Raw genomic sequence first — 15,627 nt, forward strand, 5'->3', positions numbered from 1 at the left:
CCGCCGGGGCCCTGTTGGTTCAGGCAGCAACCGACTCCTGCCCATTGCACCTCGCCACCTGGCCGATTAACCGATGTCCCGGCTGGCGGCGGCAAAACAGTGGGGGCAATAAGTGTGACTGGGGCGCAGTCCGGCTTTTTGGGCCAGGAACTCTTCCATGTGCAGCCAAGGGCCGCTACCCGGCTCCCGGCCCTCGTCATCGCGGATTTTGCGGCATACCGCACAGATCGGCAGGAAATTTTCGTAAACCTTGATCCGCTTTTTCAATGCCCGCTTTTGCAGGCAGATGTTGACCCGGGTTTGCAACTCCTCGAACTTGTAGGGTTTCAACAGGTAGTCATCCGCCCCCAGCCGGATCGCCTCGATGGCCGTGGGCAAATCGCCGAAAGCAGTGAGGATGATCACCCCGATCTCCGGCGCCTCGGCCCGCAGCTCGCTGAGCAGGGCCAGCCCATCCATCTCCTCCATCAAGAGATCGGTGATGACCAAATCGAAGTTCCCGGCTCGGAACTCCAGCAGGGCCTCCATGCCCCCGGCGGCCGCCACCACTTCATAACCGGATTCATCGAGATCTATGGCCAAGCTGGCCCGGATCAGGTCTTCGTCATCCACCAGGAGAATTTTTGTTTTTTTCATTATTGGGCCTGTTACCAGTTAAATGAGGCTAAAACCGGCCGCGCGCTTATTCCCGAGCGCTGCCGGCGACTGCTCAACTGACCGCGATTTGTCAAGATCCGGTCAATCATCCGGGGCCACCGGCAGGAAAACGGTAAAACATGCCCCCTGCCCCTCCTCGCTTGCCACTTCAATTCTACCGCCATGACGCTTGATGATCCCGTAACTTACCGCCAGCCCGAGCCCGGTGGCCTTCACCGCTGACTTGGTGGAAAAAAAGGGCTCGAAGATATGATTAAGGTTATCAGGGCTGATTCCGGCGCCAGTGTCGGTGAAGCTGATCGCCACTTCAGCCCCGATCCTGCGGGTGGCAATGCTGATCGACCCGCCGCCGGAACCGATGGCTTCACCGGCGTTGGTGAGCAGATTGAGCATAACCTGTTTTAATTGATCCGCCACCATCATGATCCGGGGCAGGTCGGGAGCCAGCTCCAGTTGGACCTTGATCCCCTCGTTCTGAAAGTTTTTTTTGCACAGCAGCAGGATGTCGGCCAGGGCGGCGTGGAGATCGAGCAGGTCGAGCTGGGCCGAGGTCGGACGATTGAAGCTCTGCAGATCACCGGTCAGGCGGGCCACCCGGTCACATTCCCGGATGGCCATTTCCACCAGTTCCCGGTCGGGGCCGGCCAGGGCCACGCGCCGCTGGAGGCCGCCCAGAACGTTGCGGATGCCGCAGATCGGGTTGTTGAATTCATGGGCGATGGAAGCGGCCAGCTTGCCCACCGCGCTGAGTTTTTCCGAGTGCAACAACTGGTTATATAGTTTTTCCACTTCGGCCGAGCGGATCGCCACCCGTCTTTCCAACTCGGCATGGGAAGCCTGCAATGCCACCTCGACTTTCTTGCGCCGCTCAAATTCCGCTTGCAGCTTGCGGTAACCGGCGGCCAGTTCCGCCGTTTGCCGGCCGACTTCCGACTCCAGTTCCTGCTGGTAGCGCAGTTGCACCCGCTCTGCCTGCTTTTGCTCGGTTATATCATGGATGACCACCCAGGGGGCGGCATTGGCGGGATCGGCCGAGGGCAACAGGGTAAGCAGCACCTGGCGCCGGCCCAGGAAAATTTCCTGCTGGGCGCCCAGGGACGGACCGGGATCGCCCGGGTCGGTTGCGGCCGGGGCCGGCGCTGACCGGGCCAGGGCCGCCGCCACCAAGGGTCGGGCGTCGGCCCGCAGATAGGTGAAGAAATCGCTGGAAAGCAGCTTTTCTTCCGGCCGGCCGATGATCTCGGTCGCCGCCCGGTTGACGAAAACAATCCGCCGCTCCCGGCTCAATTGGACCACCCCGTCTTTCATGCTCTGCAGGATGACCGCAAAGTGCTGGTGGATATCCAGCAGTTCCCGGGTGATCTCGCGCTGGAAGAGCTGCTCCCGCCCGATAACCCGGGAGCTTACCCAGTCGGGCCTGGTCCCGAACATGGCCAGCAGCGAGCGGATGTTTTCCCGGAGCTGGGCAAAAGGTCCCTTGGCAATGCAGGCATCGGCCCCGAAGGCCTGAAAATCAACCTCCTCCTCAACCACCAGGGCGGAAAGCACCACCAGGCGAACCTCCCGCAGCGCGGGAATCGCCCTGATCACCCGGCAAAGCTTGTCCCCGCTGATATTGGGCATAACCTGATCGGCGATGACGACATCGGGAACAAAATCGTCCAGCACCGCCAGAGCGGCAAGACCATCGGCGGCGCAGCGGACCTCGTAGCCCTCGTCCCCCAGGAACCGGGCGAGCATGTCGAGGAGTGACGGGTTGTTGTCAACCACCAGGATGCGCCGGATCACTTTTTGGGGTCTCCGGCCGCGATGGTTTGGCGCATGGGGGGCAATTGGCAGCCGCAGGCGGCGGCCCGGGCCAGGAAGTATTCATCGGTCATGCCGGCGATAAAGTCCCGGACCACGGCGACGCCATCGGCATGATCCCGGTAGCAGGGCGCCAATTGGTCAAGGAATTCGGTGAAAATCGGGGTTTCCCCGCGGCGCTGGCTGAAATCGTCCAGGTAGCGGTCGAACATGGTCCGGTAGCAGTTCTTGATCCGGTCAAGGCCCTGCTTGATCAGGGGATTGAGATAAATGCGCCGGTAATTGAATTGCTTCAGTTCCTGCAGGGCCTCGGCCACCGCTGGCGAGAAGGCCAACTGGTCATCCTCGAGGCCATTGACGATCAGATCGCTGACCAACCGGTAAACCATGGAGCCGTTGGTGTTGCCCAGCACCTCGACGCAGGCGGGGGGGAGATCGTCCCGGCTGATCAGACCCAGCTCGATGGCATCTTCGATATCCCGGCCGATGTAGGCAATGGTGTCGGCCAGGCGAACCAGGCAGCCCTCCAGCGACATGGGCAGCAACTCTAGTTCGGGGTCGGCCAGCTTGGCCGCGAATTCCCGGTCGAAGTCGGCGAAAGCCTTGCCCCGGCGGGGCTTGAGCCGTCGCTGGTGGATCTCGCCGTCATGGCACATGATGCCGTCCAGTACCTGCAGGGTCAGGTTAAGCCCCCGCCCCTGCTTCTCAATCTTTTCCAGGAAAACCACGCTTTGCAGGTTGTGTTGAAATGACGGCAGGCCATGCTCCCGGCAAATCTGGTCCAGTTCCTTTTCACCATCATGGCCGAAGGGGGGGTGACCGATATCATGGCCGAGGGCGATGGCCTCGATCAGGTCTTCGTTGAGACTGAGGAAACGGCCGATGGTCCGGGCGATCTTGGACACCAGCTGGACATGGAGAACCCGGTGGGTGATATGATCGTTGCGGACCATGTAAAAAACCTGGGTTTTGTCGATATAGCGGGTGTAGGCCCGAGAGTGGAGGATCCGATCGGTATCGGTGGCAAAGGCAAGGCGGTGATCATCCCGCTGTTCGGGGATGCGCCGCAAGCCTTCTCGGCTCAAGGCGGCCAGGGGGGAAAGCTGGCGGTTCTCCTTTTCAGCCAGAACTTCTTTCAAGGCCAGCAGGGCAGCATCCGCGGCACGGGAGTTTTGCATGAATTCACCAGTTTGAGAAATAAAACCAGCCTGAAGTTGACAACCTCGCCAAAACCCGACCAGCACGTTGGTCGGCGATGCGAAAACAAATAGTTACGAAGCTCGTCGGGTCGTCGTCGCGGCTTTTGGCGCCGTCGACAAAGTTGAAAGGCCCAGGAGCTTGCCCTGCTTTCCGGCGGCAGGGCGACGGCTGCAATTACACCTTCAACAATCATGACCTTTTCGCCCCCGTGATGCAAGCCCATTGTCACGAGAACCTAGTGGCAATTTCATTGACGAAATGAATAATTCCGGGTTTAATTGACAAGTTTTATTGCCGCCCTTGCGTTGATAATTTTTGTCCATTTTTTTAGTTTGCCGGCGCCGACGAGTTAAGTGGATTCGCCCCAGCCACCCGGAAAAATATTGAAAAAGGCTTTTTTCCCCCTTGATTTATTTTCTCTATCAGATCATTGCTTGGGCTGTTTTTCTGCTTGTTTTTCCGTTTTTTATCATTTACTCACTCAGCGGACCGCCCCAGGAGGTAAGACAACGGCTGGGTTTTTACCCATCTGCTCCCAAGCCGGCGAACAAAAAAAAACGGATCTGGCTTCATGCCGCTTCGGTGGGAGAAGTCCGGGTTGCCCGAGCCCTGACGGAAGAAATCCTGCGCCAGTTGCCCGGGACCCAAATCTGGGTTTCAACCCTGACCCGGCATGGCCAGCAGGTCTGCCGGGAATGGCTGCCGCCGGAGGTTACCTGCATTTACGCCCCTCTTGATCTGGCCGGGATCAGTTCAAGGGCCATGCGGACCATCGAACCGGATCTTTATGTCTGCCTGGAAACCGAACTCTGGCCGGAGATTATCCTCCAGGCGGACCGGCGGGACAGCGGCCCCCTCCTGCTTAACGCGCGGCTTTCGGCCCGCTCCATGCGCCGCTATCAAGGCTGGCCGGTGCGCTGTCTGCTCGGCAAGACCCTGGCGCGCTTCAAGGCCATCGCCGCCGTCAGTGAAGATGATGCCCGTCGTTATCGCGATTTGGGCGCTGACCCGCAAATTGTCACGGTCTGCGGCAATGCCAAGTATGACCTCAACCTGGCCCCCGAGGGGTCGCCGGCAGAAACGGCAACCAGCCCCGGCGAGGTCGCCGCGGCATGGCGGCACCGCCTGGGCTTGACCCGGGAGCAACCGATTTTGGTCGCGGGCAGCACCCACGCCGGCGAGGAAGAGCTGATGCTCGCCGCCTGGCGCAAGCTCAAACGCAATCTGCCCGGATTGGTGCTGATTCTGGCCCCGCGGCATCTCCAGCGCCTGCCCGAGGTCGAAGAACTGCTGCGGGAAAGAAATATCGTTTTTCAACACCTGGAGAGCCTCGACGCCCCGGAGGCGGAGGCGGAAGCAACGGCGGCGGTTCTGCTGGTTGACCGGATGGGCGAGCTGGCCAGGCTTTACGCGGTGGCCGACTACGTTTTCTGCGGCGGCAGCCTGGTCAAACGAGGCGGCCACAACCTGCTGGAAGCGGCTGCCTGGGGCAAACCGGTGCTTTTCGGGCCCCATATGGATGATTTTCGCGAGGAAGCCGAGCTGCTGCGGCAGGAGGGCGCCGGATTCATGGTCCGGGACGACGAAGATATCTGTCAGCGGATCATGGCCTTCCACATCAGGCCCGCCGCCTACGACCGGGCGGCCCAACAGGCCCGGCAAGTCGCCCTGCGTTTGCGGGGGGCGGCCAGACAACAGGTAACAATAATCAAACAATTTGTCGGTGAGGACGGTTGATGATGAGAGCGTGTATTGCCTTGGAAGATGGAACGATTTTTGAAGGAGTATCTTTCACCGGCAGCGGGGAGACCAGCGGGGAAGTCGTATTCAACACCGGCATGAGCGGCTACCAGGAGTTATTGAGCGATCCCTCCTACCGGGGCCAGATCGTCGCCATGACCTACCCCCTGATCGGCAACTACGGGGTCAACGACGAGGATATGGAATCCGACCGCGTCCAGGTTGAGGCCTTCATTGTCCGGGAGTACTGCCCCTTTCCCAGCAACTTCCGCTCCCAGGGCACCCTGGCCGATCTGTTGCGGAAATCCGGGGTGTTGGGCGTTGAAGGGGTGGACACCCGGGCCCTCACCCGCCATATTCGCCAGGCCGGGGCCATGAAGGGGATTGTTTCCACCCAAGATCTCGATCACGCCTCCCTGGTCGCCAAGGCCCGCCAGGCTCCGGGCCTGGTGGGCCGGGATCTGGCCCGGGAAGTCACCTGCCCCGAACCCTACGGCTGGACCGCCGCCGGGCCGGTGGCGGGCACCTCCTTCACCAGCGCCGGGCCCGGCCGCTACAAGGTGGTCGCCATCGACTGCGGTTTGAAGTACAACCAGCTGCGCTTGCTGGCCGAGCATGGCTGCCGGGTGCAGGTGGTTCCCTGCAGCACCGACCCGGATACCATTCTGGCCATGGAGCCCGACGGCATCTTTCTATCCAACGGCCCCGGCGATCCCGCCGGCATCGCCGGGGTGCCCGAAACCATCCGGGCCCTGCTGGGCAAAAAACCGATTTTCGGGATCTGCCTGGGCAACCAGCTGCTGGGGCTGGCCTACGGGGGCCGGACCTACAAGTTGAAATTCGGCCACCGGGGGATCAACCAGCCGGTTAAGGATCTGACCACCGGCAAGGTGGAAATCACTTCGCAGAACCACGGCTTCTGCGTGGACATGGACAGCCTCGACCCCGCCGATATTGAGCTTACCCACATCAACCTCAATGACAATTCGGTGGAAGGCATCCGGCACCGCCGCTTTCCGGCCTTTTCGGTCCAGTACCACCCCGAAAACGCCCCCGGGCCCCATGATGCCGTCTATCTGTTCGACCGTTTCGTCCAGATGATGAAATAACCGGAGCGACAAACAACCCTTAAATGGCCCTGGCACCTTGAAACATTGACCTGCCGCCTTGAACCCAGAACCTGAGCAAAAGGAATACCGCCGTCATGCCCAAGCGTACCGATATCAAGAAAATCCTCATCATCGGCTCCGGCCCCATCATCATCAGCCAGGCCTGTGAATTTGACTATTCCGGCACCCAGGCGGTCAAAGCCCTGAAAGAAGAGGGCTACCAGGTGGTTCTGATCAACTCCAATCCCGCCACCATCATGACCGATCCGGAAATCGCCGACGCCACCTACATCGAGCCGATTACCCCCGAATTCGTAGCCAAGGTCATCGAAAAGGAACGCCCCGACGCCCTGCTCCCCACCCTGGGCGGGCAGACCGGCCTCAACACCGCCATCCGGGTTGCGGAGATGGGCATACTGGAAAAATACGGGGTCGAATTGCTGGCTGCCAAAATCGACGTAATCCGCAAAGCCGAGGGGCGGGATTCCTTCCGGGCGGCCATGCGCAAGATCGGCCTCAAGGTTCCGGAAAGCGTGATTATCCATACCATCGGCGAGGCCAAGGCGGCGGCGGGGGAAATCGGTTTTCCGGTGATCGTCCGGCCCAGCTTCACCCTGGGCGGCACCGGTGGCGGGATCGCTTACAACCAGCAGGAACTGGAAGATATCTGCGAATCCGGCCTGGATCTTTCCATCAACAGCGAAGTCATGCTGGAAAAGAGCCTGCTGGGCTGGAAGGAGTACGAGCTTGAGGTGATGCGGGACAGAAACGACAACGTGGTCATCATCTGTTCCATCGAAAATATCGACCCCATGGGGGTTCATACCGGTGATTCGATCACCGTGGCCCCGGCTCAGACCCTGACCGACCGTGAATACCAGTTGATGCGCGATGCCTCCCTGGCCATCATGCGGGAGATCGGGGTGGAAACCGGCGGATCCAACGTCCAGTTTGCGGTCAACCCGGTCGATGGCGAATTGATGGTGATCGAGATGAACCCCCGGGTCAGCCGCTCCTCGGCCCTGGCCTCCAAGGCCACCGGCTTCCCCATCGCCAAGATCGCCGCCAAACTGGCGGTGGGTTACACCCTGGATGAGATCAAAAACGATATCACCCGGGAGACTTACGCCGCCTTTGAGCCCACCATCGACTACTGCGTGGTCAAGATCCCCCGCTGGACTTTCGAAAAATTCCCCGAGGCCGACGATTTTCTTACCACCGCCATGAAGTCGGTGGGGGAAACCATGGCCATCGGCCGCACCTTTAAAGAGGCCCTGCAGAAGGGGTTGCGTTCGCTGGAAATCGGCTGCACCGGCTTTGGCGCCGACCGCAAGTTCGAGAAATTCGCCGGCCTGGATGAGGCTGACCTGGAAAGCGCCCTGCGCAAACCCAGCTCCCAGCGGCTTTTTCAGCTTTACGAGGCCCTCCGGCGGGGAGTCCAGGTCGAGCGGCTCAATGAGGTCACCGGCATCGACCCCTGGTTTCTCCACAACATGGCCCAGATCGTCGCCTGCGAGGAGCAAATCCGGGCCGGCGGCTTCCCGGGGCTTAACCGGGAGTTGCTCACCAAGGTTAAACAGTACGGTTTTTCCGATCGCCAGCTCGCCTTTCTGACCGGCACCTCGGAAGACGACATTCGTGAGCTGCGCGAGAAAAGCCGGTGCAAGCCGGTTTACAAGCTGGTTGATACCTGTGCCGCCGAGTTCGAAGCCTACACCCCTTACTTTTATTCCACCTACGAAACCGAGGACGAAGGAAGGGAAACCGACCAGCGTAAAGTTATGATTTTGGGCGGCGGCCCCAACCGGATCGGCCAGGGGATCGAGTTCGACTACTGCTGCGTGCACGCCTCCTTCGCCCTCCGGGAACTGGGCATCGAGTCGATTATGGTAAACTCCAACCCGGAAACGGTATCCACCGACTACGACACCTCCGACCGCCTCTACTTCGAGCCCCTGACCCGCGAGGATGTGCTCAACATCATCGAAAAGGAAAAACCGGCGGGAGTGATTGTCCAGTTCGGCGGTCAGACTCCCCTCAATCTGGCCGTCCCCCTGGCCCGGGCCGGGGTCCCTATTCTGGGCACCTCGCCGGATTCCATCGACCGGGCCGAAGACCGCGAGCGTTTTCAGCAGTTTCTGCAAAAACTGAACCTGCGCCAACCGGCCAACGGCATCGCCCACAATGCCGACGAGGCCCTGGTCATCGCCAAACAGATCGGCTATCCGGTGGTGGTTCGCCCCTCTTACGTGCTGGGCGGCCGGGCCATGCGGATCGTTTACAACGAGCGCGACCTGACCCACTACATGAATACCGCCGTCGATGTCTCCCCCGAGCACCCGATCCTGATCGACAAGTTTCTCAAGGACGCCATCGAAGTCGATGTTGATGCCATTTCCGACGGCGAAAACACCATCATCGGCGGGATCATGCAGCATATTGAAGAGGCGGGGATCCACTCCGGCGATTCGGCCTGCGTCCTGCCCCCTCACACCCTGGCTCCGGCCATGCTCGAGGAAATCAAGGCCGCCAGCCGGGCCATGGCTGCCGAGCTCAAAGTCAAAGGATTGATGAACGTCCAGTTCGCGGTCAAGGACAACACCCTCTTCGTCCTGGAAGTCAACCCCCGGGCCTCGCGCACGGTGCCCTTCGTCAGCAAAGCCACCGGAGTGCCCCTGGCCAAGCTGGCCACCAAAGTGATGATGGGCAAGACTTTGGCTGAACTGGGCCTGACCAGCGAAGTCAAGATCCGGCATTACGCCGTCAAGGAAGCGGTTTTCCCCTTTGACCGCTTTGACAATGTCGATACCATTCTGGGGCCGGAAATGAAGTCCACCGGCGAGGTCATGGGCATCGACGACTGCCTGGGCCTGGCTTTCGCCAAGTCGCAGCTGGCGGCGGGCCAGAAAATCCCCCAGACCGGCACCGTCTTTTTGAGCGTGCGCCATCCCGACAAGCCGGCCATTGTGCCCATCGCCCAGAGCCTGGCCGAACTGGGCCTGACCCTGGTGGCTACCGCCGGCACCGCTCGCCATCTCGGTGAACATGGGGTAAACTGCGGCCAGGTTCACAAAATTTCCGAAGGACGGCCCCACGTGCTGGACATGATCCGCAACAACCAGATTCAGTGGATTGTCAATATTTCCATGGGAACCCGAACCACCGAGGACTCCTACACCATCCGGCGGGCCGCCCTCGACTTCCATCTTCCCTACACCACCACCATTGCCGGGGCGGAGTCCATGCTCCAGGCGATCAGCACCATGCGGGAGAAAACCATGTCCGTCAAACCGATCCAGGAGTTCCAGCAGCAAACGGCTTGAACGGCCAAAAAATAAACTTTTGTCCTGTCGCTCGAGTCTAAAGGTGGACTTTCCTGTTCGGCTGTCTTATTTTGTTCGTTCCCGACTTGATCGTACAAACAAACACGCGGCTACTATCCAGCCTGGAGGTTCTTTTTGAATATTTTCTATAGAAACCTATCCATGTGGCTGATCATTGGTCTTACCATGATCATGCTCTTCAATCTTTTCAGCCGGCCCCAGCCCCAGGTCACGGAAATGAGCTACAGCGATTTCCTGACCAGCGTCGAAACCGGAACGGTCCGCGAGGTCCTGATCCAGGGCCAGGAAATCACCGCCGAAGGCCCCGACGGACGATCCTTTAAAATTATCGCCCCCGACGATGCCGAGATGATTCCGCTCTTGCGTCGCCAGGGAGTCAACATCAAGGTTAAGGAGCCGGATCAAAGCCCCTGGTATTTTACCATCCTGATTTCCTGGTTCCCGATGCTGCTGCTGATCGCGGTTTGGATCTTCTTCATGCGCCAGATGCAGATGGGTGGCGGTAAAGCCATGAGCTTCGGCAAAAGCCGGGCCCGCCTGCTGGATCACGAGACAAGCAAGATCACCTTCAGTGATGTCGCCGGCATCGACGAGGCCAAAGAGGAACTGGCCGAGATCATCGATTTTCTCAAAGATCCCAGCAAGTTTACCCGCCTGGGCGGCCGGATCCCCAAGGGGGTTCTGCTGATGGGCGCCCCCGGCACCGGCAAGACCCTGCTGGCCAAGGCCATCGCCGGTGAAGCCGGGGTGCCATTTTTCTCGATCAGCGGTTCCGATTTCGTCGAGATGTTTGTCGGGGTCGGCGCCTCCCGGGTCCGGGACCTCTTTATCCAAGGCAAGAAAAGCGCCCCCTGTATTATTTTTATCGACGAAATCGACGCGGTGGGCCGCCATCGCGGAGCCGGACTGGGCGGGGGCCATGACGAACGCGAACAGACCCTCAACCAGCTCCTGGTGGAAATGGACGGTTTCGAGGCCAATGAGGGAGTAATCATCGTTGCCGCCACCAACCGGCCCGACGTACTGGATCCGGCCCTGCTCCGGCCCGGCCGCTTTGATCGCCAGGTGGTGGTGCCGATTCCCGACGTCAAGGGCCGGGAGATGATTCTCCAGGTACACGGCAAAAAAACCCAGGTCGCCGAGGATGTGGATTGGGCCCGGATCGCCCGCGGCACTCCCGGCTTTTCCGGGGCCGACCTGGAAAACATGGTCAACGAGGCCGCCCTGCTGGCCGCTCGCCAGGGGGCGGATAAGGTCGGCATGCTCCACCTGGAGCAGGCCAAGGACAAGGTGATGATGGGTTCCGAGCGCCGGAGCATGATCATCACCGAAGAAGAAAAGAAGATCACCGCTTATCACGAGGCGGGTCACGCCCTGGTGGCCAAACTGCTGCCCGGCACCGACCCTCTCCACAAAGTGACCATCATCCCCCGCGGCCGGGCCCTGGGCTTGACCCAGCAATTGCCCCTGGAGGATAAATACACTTACGCTCGCAGTTATCTGATCAACAACCTCTGCATCCTCCTGGGCGGCCGGGTGGCCGAAGAACTGGTCTTTGGCGAAATCACCACCGGCAGCGGCAACGATATCGAGCGAGCCACCAATATGGCCCGCAAAATGGTGTGCGAATGGGGAATGAGCGAGGCCATGGGCCCGCTGACCTTCGGCAAAAAGGAGGAGCAGATCTTCCTGGGCCGGGAAATTTCCCAGCACCGCGACTATTCCGAATCCACCGCCATCCAGATCGACAACGAGGTCAAAAGCCTGATGATGGAGGCCCAGGACAAGGTGCATGAGCTGCTCGAAGCTCACCTGGATGCCCTGCACCAGATAGCCGCCGAACTGCTGGAAAAAGAGACCCTGCTGCTTGAGGATATCGAGCGGATTATCCGGGAAGCCGGCGGCGAACAGGCTCCCGCGCCGGAGCCCGGCGATGAGCCGGCGGAAAACACAGCTCAAGCCGCCGCGGCGCCGGCGGACAGCCCTGCTGCTGCCGCAGAACCGGCAACGGAGGACCAGACCACCGGGGCCACCGAGCCCGACCGGCAAGACGAACCGGATGAGCCGGACCGGGAACCGGATCGAAGCTGAAATGACGCAACGCGGCCGCGACATTCAGGAAACCGGCGCGCCCGCCTCTGCCTGCCTGACCGGCGCCGGACCGGTCCGGATCATGGGGATCCTCAATGTAACCCCGGATTCTTTTTCCGATGGCGGTTGCTGGACCACCATCGCGTCCATTGAACGCCAGGCGGCCAACATGATCGCCGCCGGCGCCGACATCATCGACGTCGGCGGCGAATCAACCCGGCCTTTCGCCCCGGCCGTCCCCGCCGACCAGGAATTGCAACGGATTATCCCCGCAATTAAGGCAATCCGCCGCTTGCACCCCGATATTCCCATCTCCGTCGATACCACCAAGGGGGTGGTGGCCCGAGCAGCCCTGGCCGCCGGAGCGACCATCATCAACGACATCAGCGCCCTGCGCTTTGATCCCGAGATGGTCTCCCTGGCCGCCGAAGGCGCTTGGCCGGTGGTGATCATGCACATGCAGGGCAATCCCGGCGATATGCAGATCAAGCCCCGCTATCAGGAGGTGGTCGGAGAAATAATTGATTTTCTGGCTGACCGCATCGACCAGTTGGCATCCCACGGCATTGCCCGGGATAGATTGATCATCGATCCCGGCCTAGGTTTCGGCAAAACGGTGGCCCATAATCTGGAAATTATCCGGCGGCTGGGGGAATTCCGGCGCCTGGGCCGGCCTCTGCTCATCGGCCATTCCCGCAAGTCATTCATTGGCAAACTGCTGCAGGATCTGCCGGTGGACCAGCGTGATTTGCCCTCGGCCGTCATCTCCGCCATCTGTGTCCTGGGCGGGGCCGATATCATTCGCGCCCATGATGTCGGCGCAACCCGCCAGGCCGTAATCCTGGCCGAGGCCATCGGCGCCCCCCGGGGGCCGGCGGCACCAAACAGGGCCCCTTGATTTAAGGCATGAAAACCATGGTCCCCAGCGACAAACTTGCCCGCTACCGCCAGTACAACGCCGGCCGAATTGCCAGGGCGGTCAGGCTTAACCAGCGCAAAAGCGAAATTATCTTTACCCTGGTGCCTTACCTGCTCCATCGCAATCAGCCCGATCTTCCCGGTTATGTCGCCGACCCGGCCTGCCCCCGCGGAATTATTGCTTACGATTCGGCCAGCGCCAAGAGCTCCAGGCTCTTCCAACAACTGTTCCCGTCTGCCCGCGCCGGGGGATCGAAGAAAGCGCCCCGGCCGACCAGGCCATGCGCCATCCATTCCCTGAAAACCATCGGCAGCATGGGCACCATCGCCCAATCGGAAAAATCGGACTGCGACTTCTGGGTCAGCGTCGATTATGGGCAACTGGGAAGCGGCGGCCTCCAACTGCTCCAGCAAAAATGCGGCGCCATCGAGGCCTGGGCCGAGGCAATGGGGGTTGAAACCCACTTTTTCCTCATGGACATCGCCCAAACCCGAAGCAACAGCTTCACTCCACCGGTGGCGGATAAAGCCGCCGCCTGCGAACAAAAAGTTCTGCTCAAGGACGAACTGTTTCGCACTCATATCCTGGTGGCGGGCAAGCCCCTGCTCTGGTGGTTGATCCCCCCCGGCCTTAATGAAGAGCAGTATAGGATCGAGGTGCTGCGCCTGGATCGGGAGCAGTCGATCAACCGGGCGGATTTTGTCGATCTGGGCTGTATTACCGGCATCCCGCCGGGGGAAATCCTCGACGCCTGTCTCTGGCAGATGAACAAGGCCCTGGCCAGTCCCTTCAAGTCGGTGATCAAGTTCGCTTATCTTGAATTGCTGTTGCAGCAGGAGGGCGACGGAGTCCACTTTTTTTCCGACAAGGTCAAACGACTGGTAACCTATCCGGAAAAACTTGGCCCCGGGGAAGCGAGCCTCGCCCCGGAGCAAATCGACCCCTACTTGCTGCTGGCTCGGGAAGTAACCACCTTCTATGAGAACTCAGCCACCAGCCTGACCCGCCAATGGGCGGATCTGATTCGGGAGTGCTTTTTTCTCAAGACCCTGGAGGACCTGAAGGGGCCGGCCAGCAAAGTCTCCGGCCCTCATAACAATCTTCGGGAAATCATGGAGCAGATGACAGCCTGGGATATTCTGCCAAAGGATCGGCAAAGATTTCTCAATTTTCGTCATTGGCAGAACCAGGAAAAGCAAGCTTTTGCCGGCCGGGTCAATGAGTATCTGCTGCAAACCTACCGGCGCCTGAGTCGTTCAACCAGGGGCGGGGATCTGGCCGCCTGAACATCCAGGGACTGCTCCCGGGCCGGGCGGCCCGACCCCGGCGGAGTTCCATCCCCCCTTGCCGCCGCCGCTTCGACCTTGCCGGCAACCGAACCAGGCAGATCAGCGCCCGAATAATGGTGAATTATGCTTTGAGCCGCCGCCGGAGAACCGGCGCCACCTTGGCCCTCGACAATTAACCTTCAAAACAGTTAGAGTATTTAAATGTTGCACGATTACAATATGGTGCAGCTCATGCTAAAATCCGGCCGGGGCCCCTTAAACCGGCCTTCTTGAAGCCAGGCAAGCAATAGTCTATTTTTATCGGCGGCCGTAATAAGCTTGCCGCAATCATCGATCTGCCGGGAAAGCCCCGGAAACGCCCGCCCCGGAGTAACGGAGGACCATGATGCCGAAAACCGTTAAAGTTCCCCTCGCCGCCGAACAGTGCCCCAGCAAAGAGCCCTCCCAGGGAACCAACTACCGCTCCCGGCTGCCGGAGGTGGTGGACCAGGTCGTCGCCACCTGCGATTCCCGGACCTGTTTTGAGCATGTGGAAGCTGAGCCCCTGCCCTCCCGCGCCGAGGCCATCAATATTCTCGAAACCTGCCGGGATCTGCTCTTCCCCGGCTATTTCGGCAGCCAGGGCATCGATCGGATAAATCTCAAGTACCGGATCGGCCTGGAAATTTCCGGCCTTTTTGATCGGCTGGCCGAAGAAATTGCCAACGCCATCCGCCATGAGTGCACCCGGCACGGCCAGGTCTGCCAACACTGTGAAGAGGCCGGCCAGGAACGGGCCTTCCGTTTTCTGCAACGGTTGCCGGATTTGCGCGCCCTGCTGGCCAGCGACGTCCACGCGGCCTATCAGGGTGATCCCGCCGCCGCCGGTTTTGATGAAATTATTTTCAGTTATCCCGGCCTGCACGCGATCACCGTTTATCGGATCGCCCACGAGCTCTACCGGCTGGAAGTGCCGATCCTGCCCCGCATCATGACCGAACACGCCCACAGCATTACCGGCATCGATATTCACCCCGGTGCCCAGATCGGCTCTTCCTTTTTCATTGACCACGGTACCGGGGTGGTCATTGGTGAAACCGCCATTCTGGGCAAAGGGATCAAGCTCTACCAGGGGGTTACCCTGGGGGCTTTGGCCTTCAAGCGGGATGAAGCCGGCGAGCTGGAACGCCACACCAAGCGCCACCCCACCCTGGAAGACGATGTCACGGTCTATGCCGGCTCCACCATCCTCGGGGGCGACACGGTGATCGGGGCTCGCTCGGTCATCGGGGGCAATGTCTGGCTGATCCACTCAGTTCCCCCGGACACCAAAGTAGTCCTTAACCCCCCTGAACTGGTCTATAAGCGGCAGTAGGCCAAGCCAGGCCTCAATCTTCCGAGGCGCCTTTAACGACCCCGGCCCGGCCCGACCGGTTCCTGCCCACCTTGCCGCCTTCGCCGGCGGACCCTCTCCGGCGCTGGCGGCTGGTCGA

The 15,627-nt window shown here is 60.4% G+C and carries 10 protein-coding genes; 7 read left to right on the forward strand and 3 right to left on the reverse strand.

The features are described 5' to 3' along the window. Window positions 1–66: 66 nt before the first annotated feature. From ACHHTY_RS06685 to ACHHTY_RS06695, 3 genes are all read right to left on the reverse strand, one after another. Window positions 67–636, reverse strand: a complete 570-nt coding sequence (locus ACHHTY_RS06685; protein WP_395493327.1) for a response regulator — start codon at window positions 634–636, stop codon at window positions 67–69. Window positions 637–738: 102 nt separating this feature from the next. Next, the gene (locus tag ACHHTY_RS06690; protein ID WP_395493328.1) at window positions 739–2,445 is read right to left on the reverse strand and encodes an ATP-binding protein; all 1,707 of its coding nucleotides are present in this window, start codon (window positions 2,443–2,445) and stop codon (window positions 739–741) included. Continuing rightward, entirely contained in the window at window positions 2,442–3,641 is a 1,200-nt protein-coding gene (locus ACHHTY_RS06695; protein ID WP_395493329.1) for a deoxyguanosinetriphosphate triphosphohydrolase family protein, read from the reverse strand. Before ACHHTY_RS06695 ends, ACHHTY_RS06690 begins: the two co-directional genes overlap by 4 nt. Window positions 3,642–4,068: 427 nt before the next feature. On the opposite strand from ACHHTY_RS06695, the gene ACHHTY_RS06700 reads away from it, so the two are divergent. From ACHHTY_RS06700 to epsC, 7 genes are all read left to right on the forward strand, one after another. Next, a complete protein-coding gene (locus tag ACHHTY_RS06700) occupies window positions 4,069–5,400 on the forward strand; it encodes a 3-deoxy-D-manno-octulosonic acid transferase (protein ID WP_395493330.1) in 1,332 nt (443 codons plus the stop codon). A 2-nt stretch (window positions 5,401–5,402) separates the two neighbouring features. Further along, entirely contained in the window at window positions 5,403–6,512 is a 1,110-nt protein-coding gene (gene carA, locus ACHHTY_RS06705) for a glutamine-hydrolyzing carbamoyl-phosphate synthase small subunit (protein WP_395493355.1), read from the forward strand. Between the two features lie 95 nt (window positions 6,513–6,607). Continuing rightward, window positions 6,608–9,835, forward strand: coding sequence for a carbamoyl-phosphate synthase large subunit (gene carB, locus ACHHTY_RS06710; RefSeq protein WP_395493331.1), 3,228 nt, complete (start codon window positions 6,608–6,610; stop codon window positions 9,833–9,835). A gap of 135 nt (window positions 9,836–9,970) precedes the next feature. Beyond that, window positions 9,971–11,947 (forward strand): ATP-dependent zinc metalloprotease FtsH, encoded by a 1,977-nt coding sequence (gene ftsH / locus ACHHTY_RS06715; RefSeq protein ID WP_395493332.1) that lies wholly within the window; start codon window positions 9,971–9,973, stop codon window positions 11,945–11,947. A 1-nt stretch (window position 11,948) separates the two neighbouring features. Then, window positions 11,949–12,845 carry a dihydropteroate synthase gene (gene folP / locus ACHHTY_RS06720; RefSeq protein WP_395493333.1) on the forward strand — a complete coding sequence of 299 codons (897 nt, stop codon included), beginning with the start codon at window positions 11,949–11,951 and terminating at the stop codon, window positions 12,843–12,845. Window positions 12,846–12,853: 8 nt separating this feature from the next. Then, a complete protein-coding gene (locus tag ACHHTY_RS06725; RefSeq protein WP_395493334.1) occupies window positions 12,854–14,152 on the forward strand; it encodes a class I adenylate cyclase in 1,299 nt (432 codons plus the stop codon). A 388-nt stretch (window positions 14,153–14,540) separates the two neighbouring features. Continuing rightward, on the forward strand, window positions 14,541–15,509 hold the full coding sequence (gene epsC / locus ACHHTY_RS06730) for a serine O-acetyltransferase EpsC (RefSeq protein ID WP_395493356.1): 969 nt from the start codon (window positions 14,541–14,543) through the stop codon (window positions 15,507–15,509). The last annotated feature ends 118 nt before the right edge of the window (window positions 15,510–15,627 follow it).

The organism is Desulfurivibrio nitratireducens (assembly GCF_044068515.1).
Lineage (GTDB): Bacteria > Desulfobacterota > Desulfobulbia > Desulfobulbales > Desulfurivibrionaceae > Desulfurivibrio.

Bases quoted from the DNA above. Each gene is read 5' to 3' on its own strand.
- ACHHTY_RS06695 (WP_395493329.1), bottom strand. From the start codon at position 3,641: ATGCAAAACTCCCGTGCCGCGGATGCTGCCCTGCTGGCCTTGAAAGAA.
- ACHHTY_RS06725 (WP_395493334.1), top strand. From the start codon at position 12,854: ATGAAAACCATGGTCCCCAGCGACAAACTTGCCCGCTACCGCCAGTAC.
- epsC (WP_395493356.1), top strand. From the start codon at position 14,541: ATGCCGAAAACCGTTAAAGTTCCCCTCGCCGCCGAACAGTGCCCCAGC.
- ACHHTY_RS06685 (WP_395493327.1), bottom strand. From the start codon at position 636: ATGAAAAAAACAAAAATTCTCCTGGTGGATGACGAAGACCTGATCCGG.
- carB (WP_395493331.1), top strand. From the start codon at position 6,608: ATGCCCAAGCGTACCGATATCAAGAAAATCCTCATCATCGGCTCCGGC.
- folP (WP_395493333.1), top strand. From the start codon at position 11,949: ATGACGCAACGCGGCCGCGACATTCAGGAAACCGGCGCGCCCGCCTCT.
- carA (WP_395493355.1), top strand. From the start codon at position 5,403: ATGAGAGCGTGTATTGCCTTGGAAGATGGAACGATTTTTGAAGGAGTA.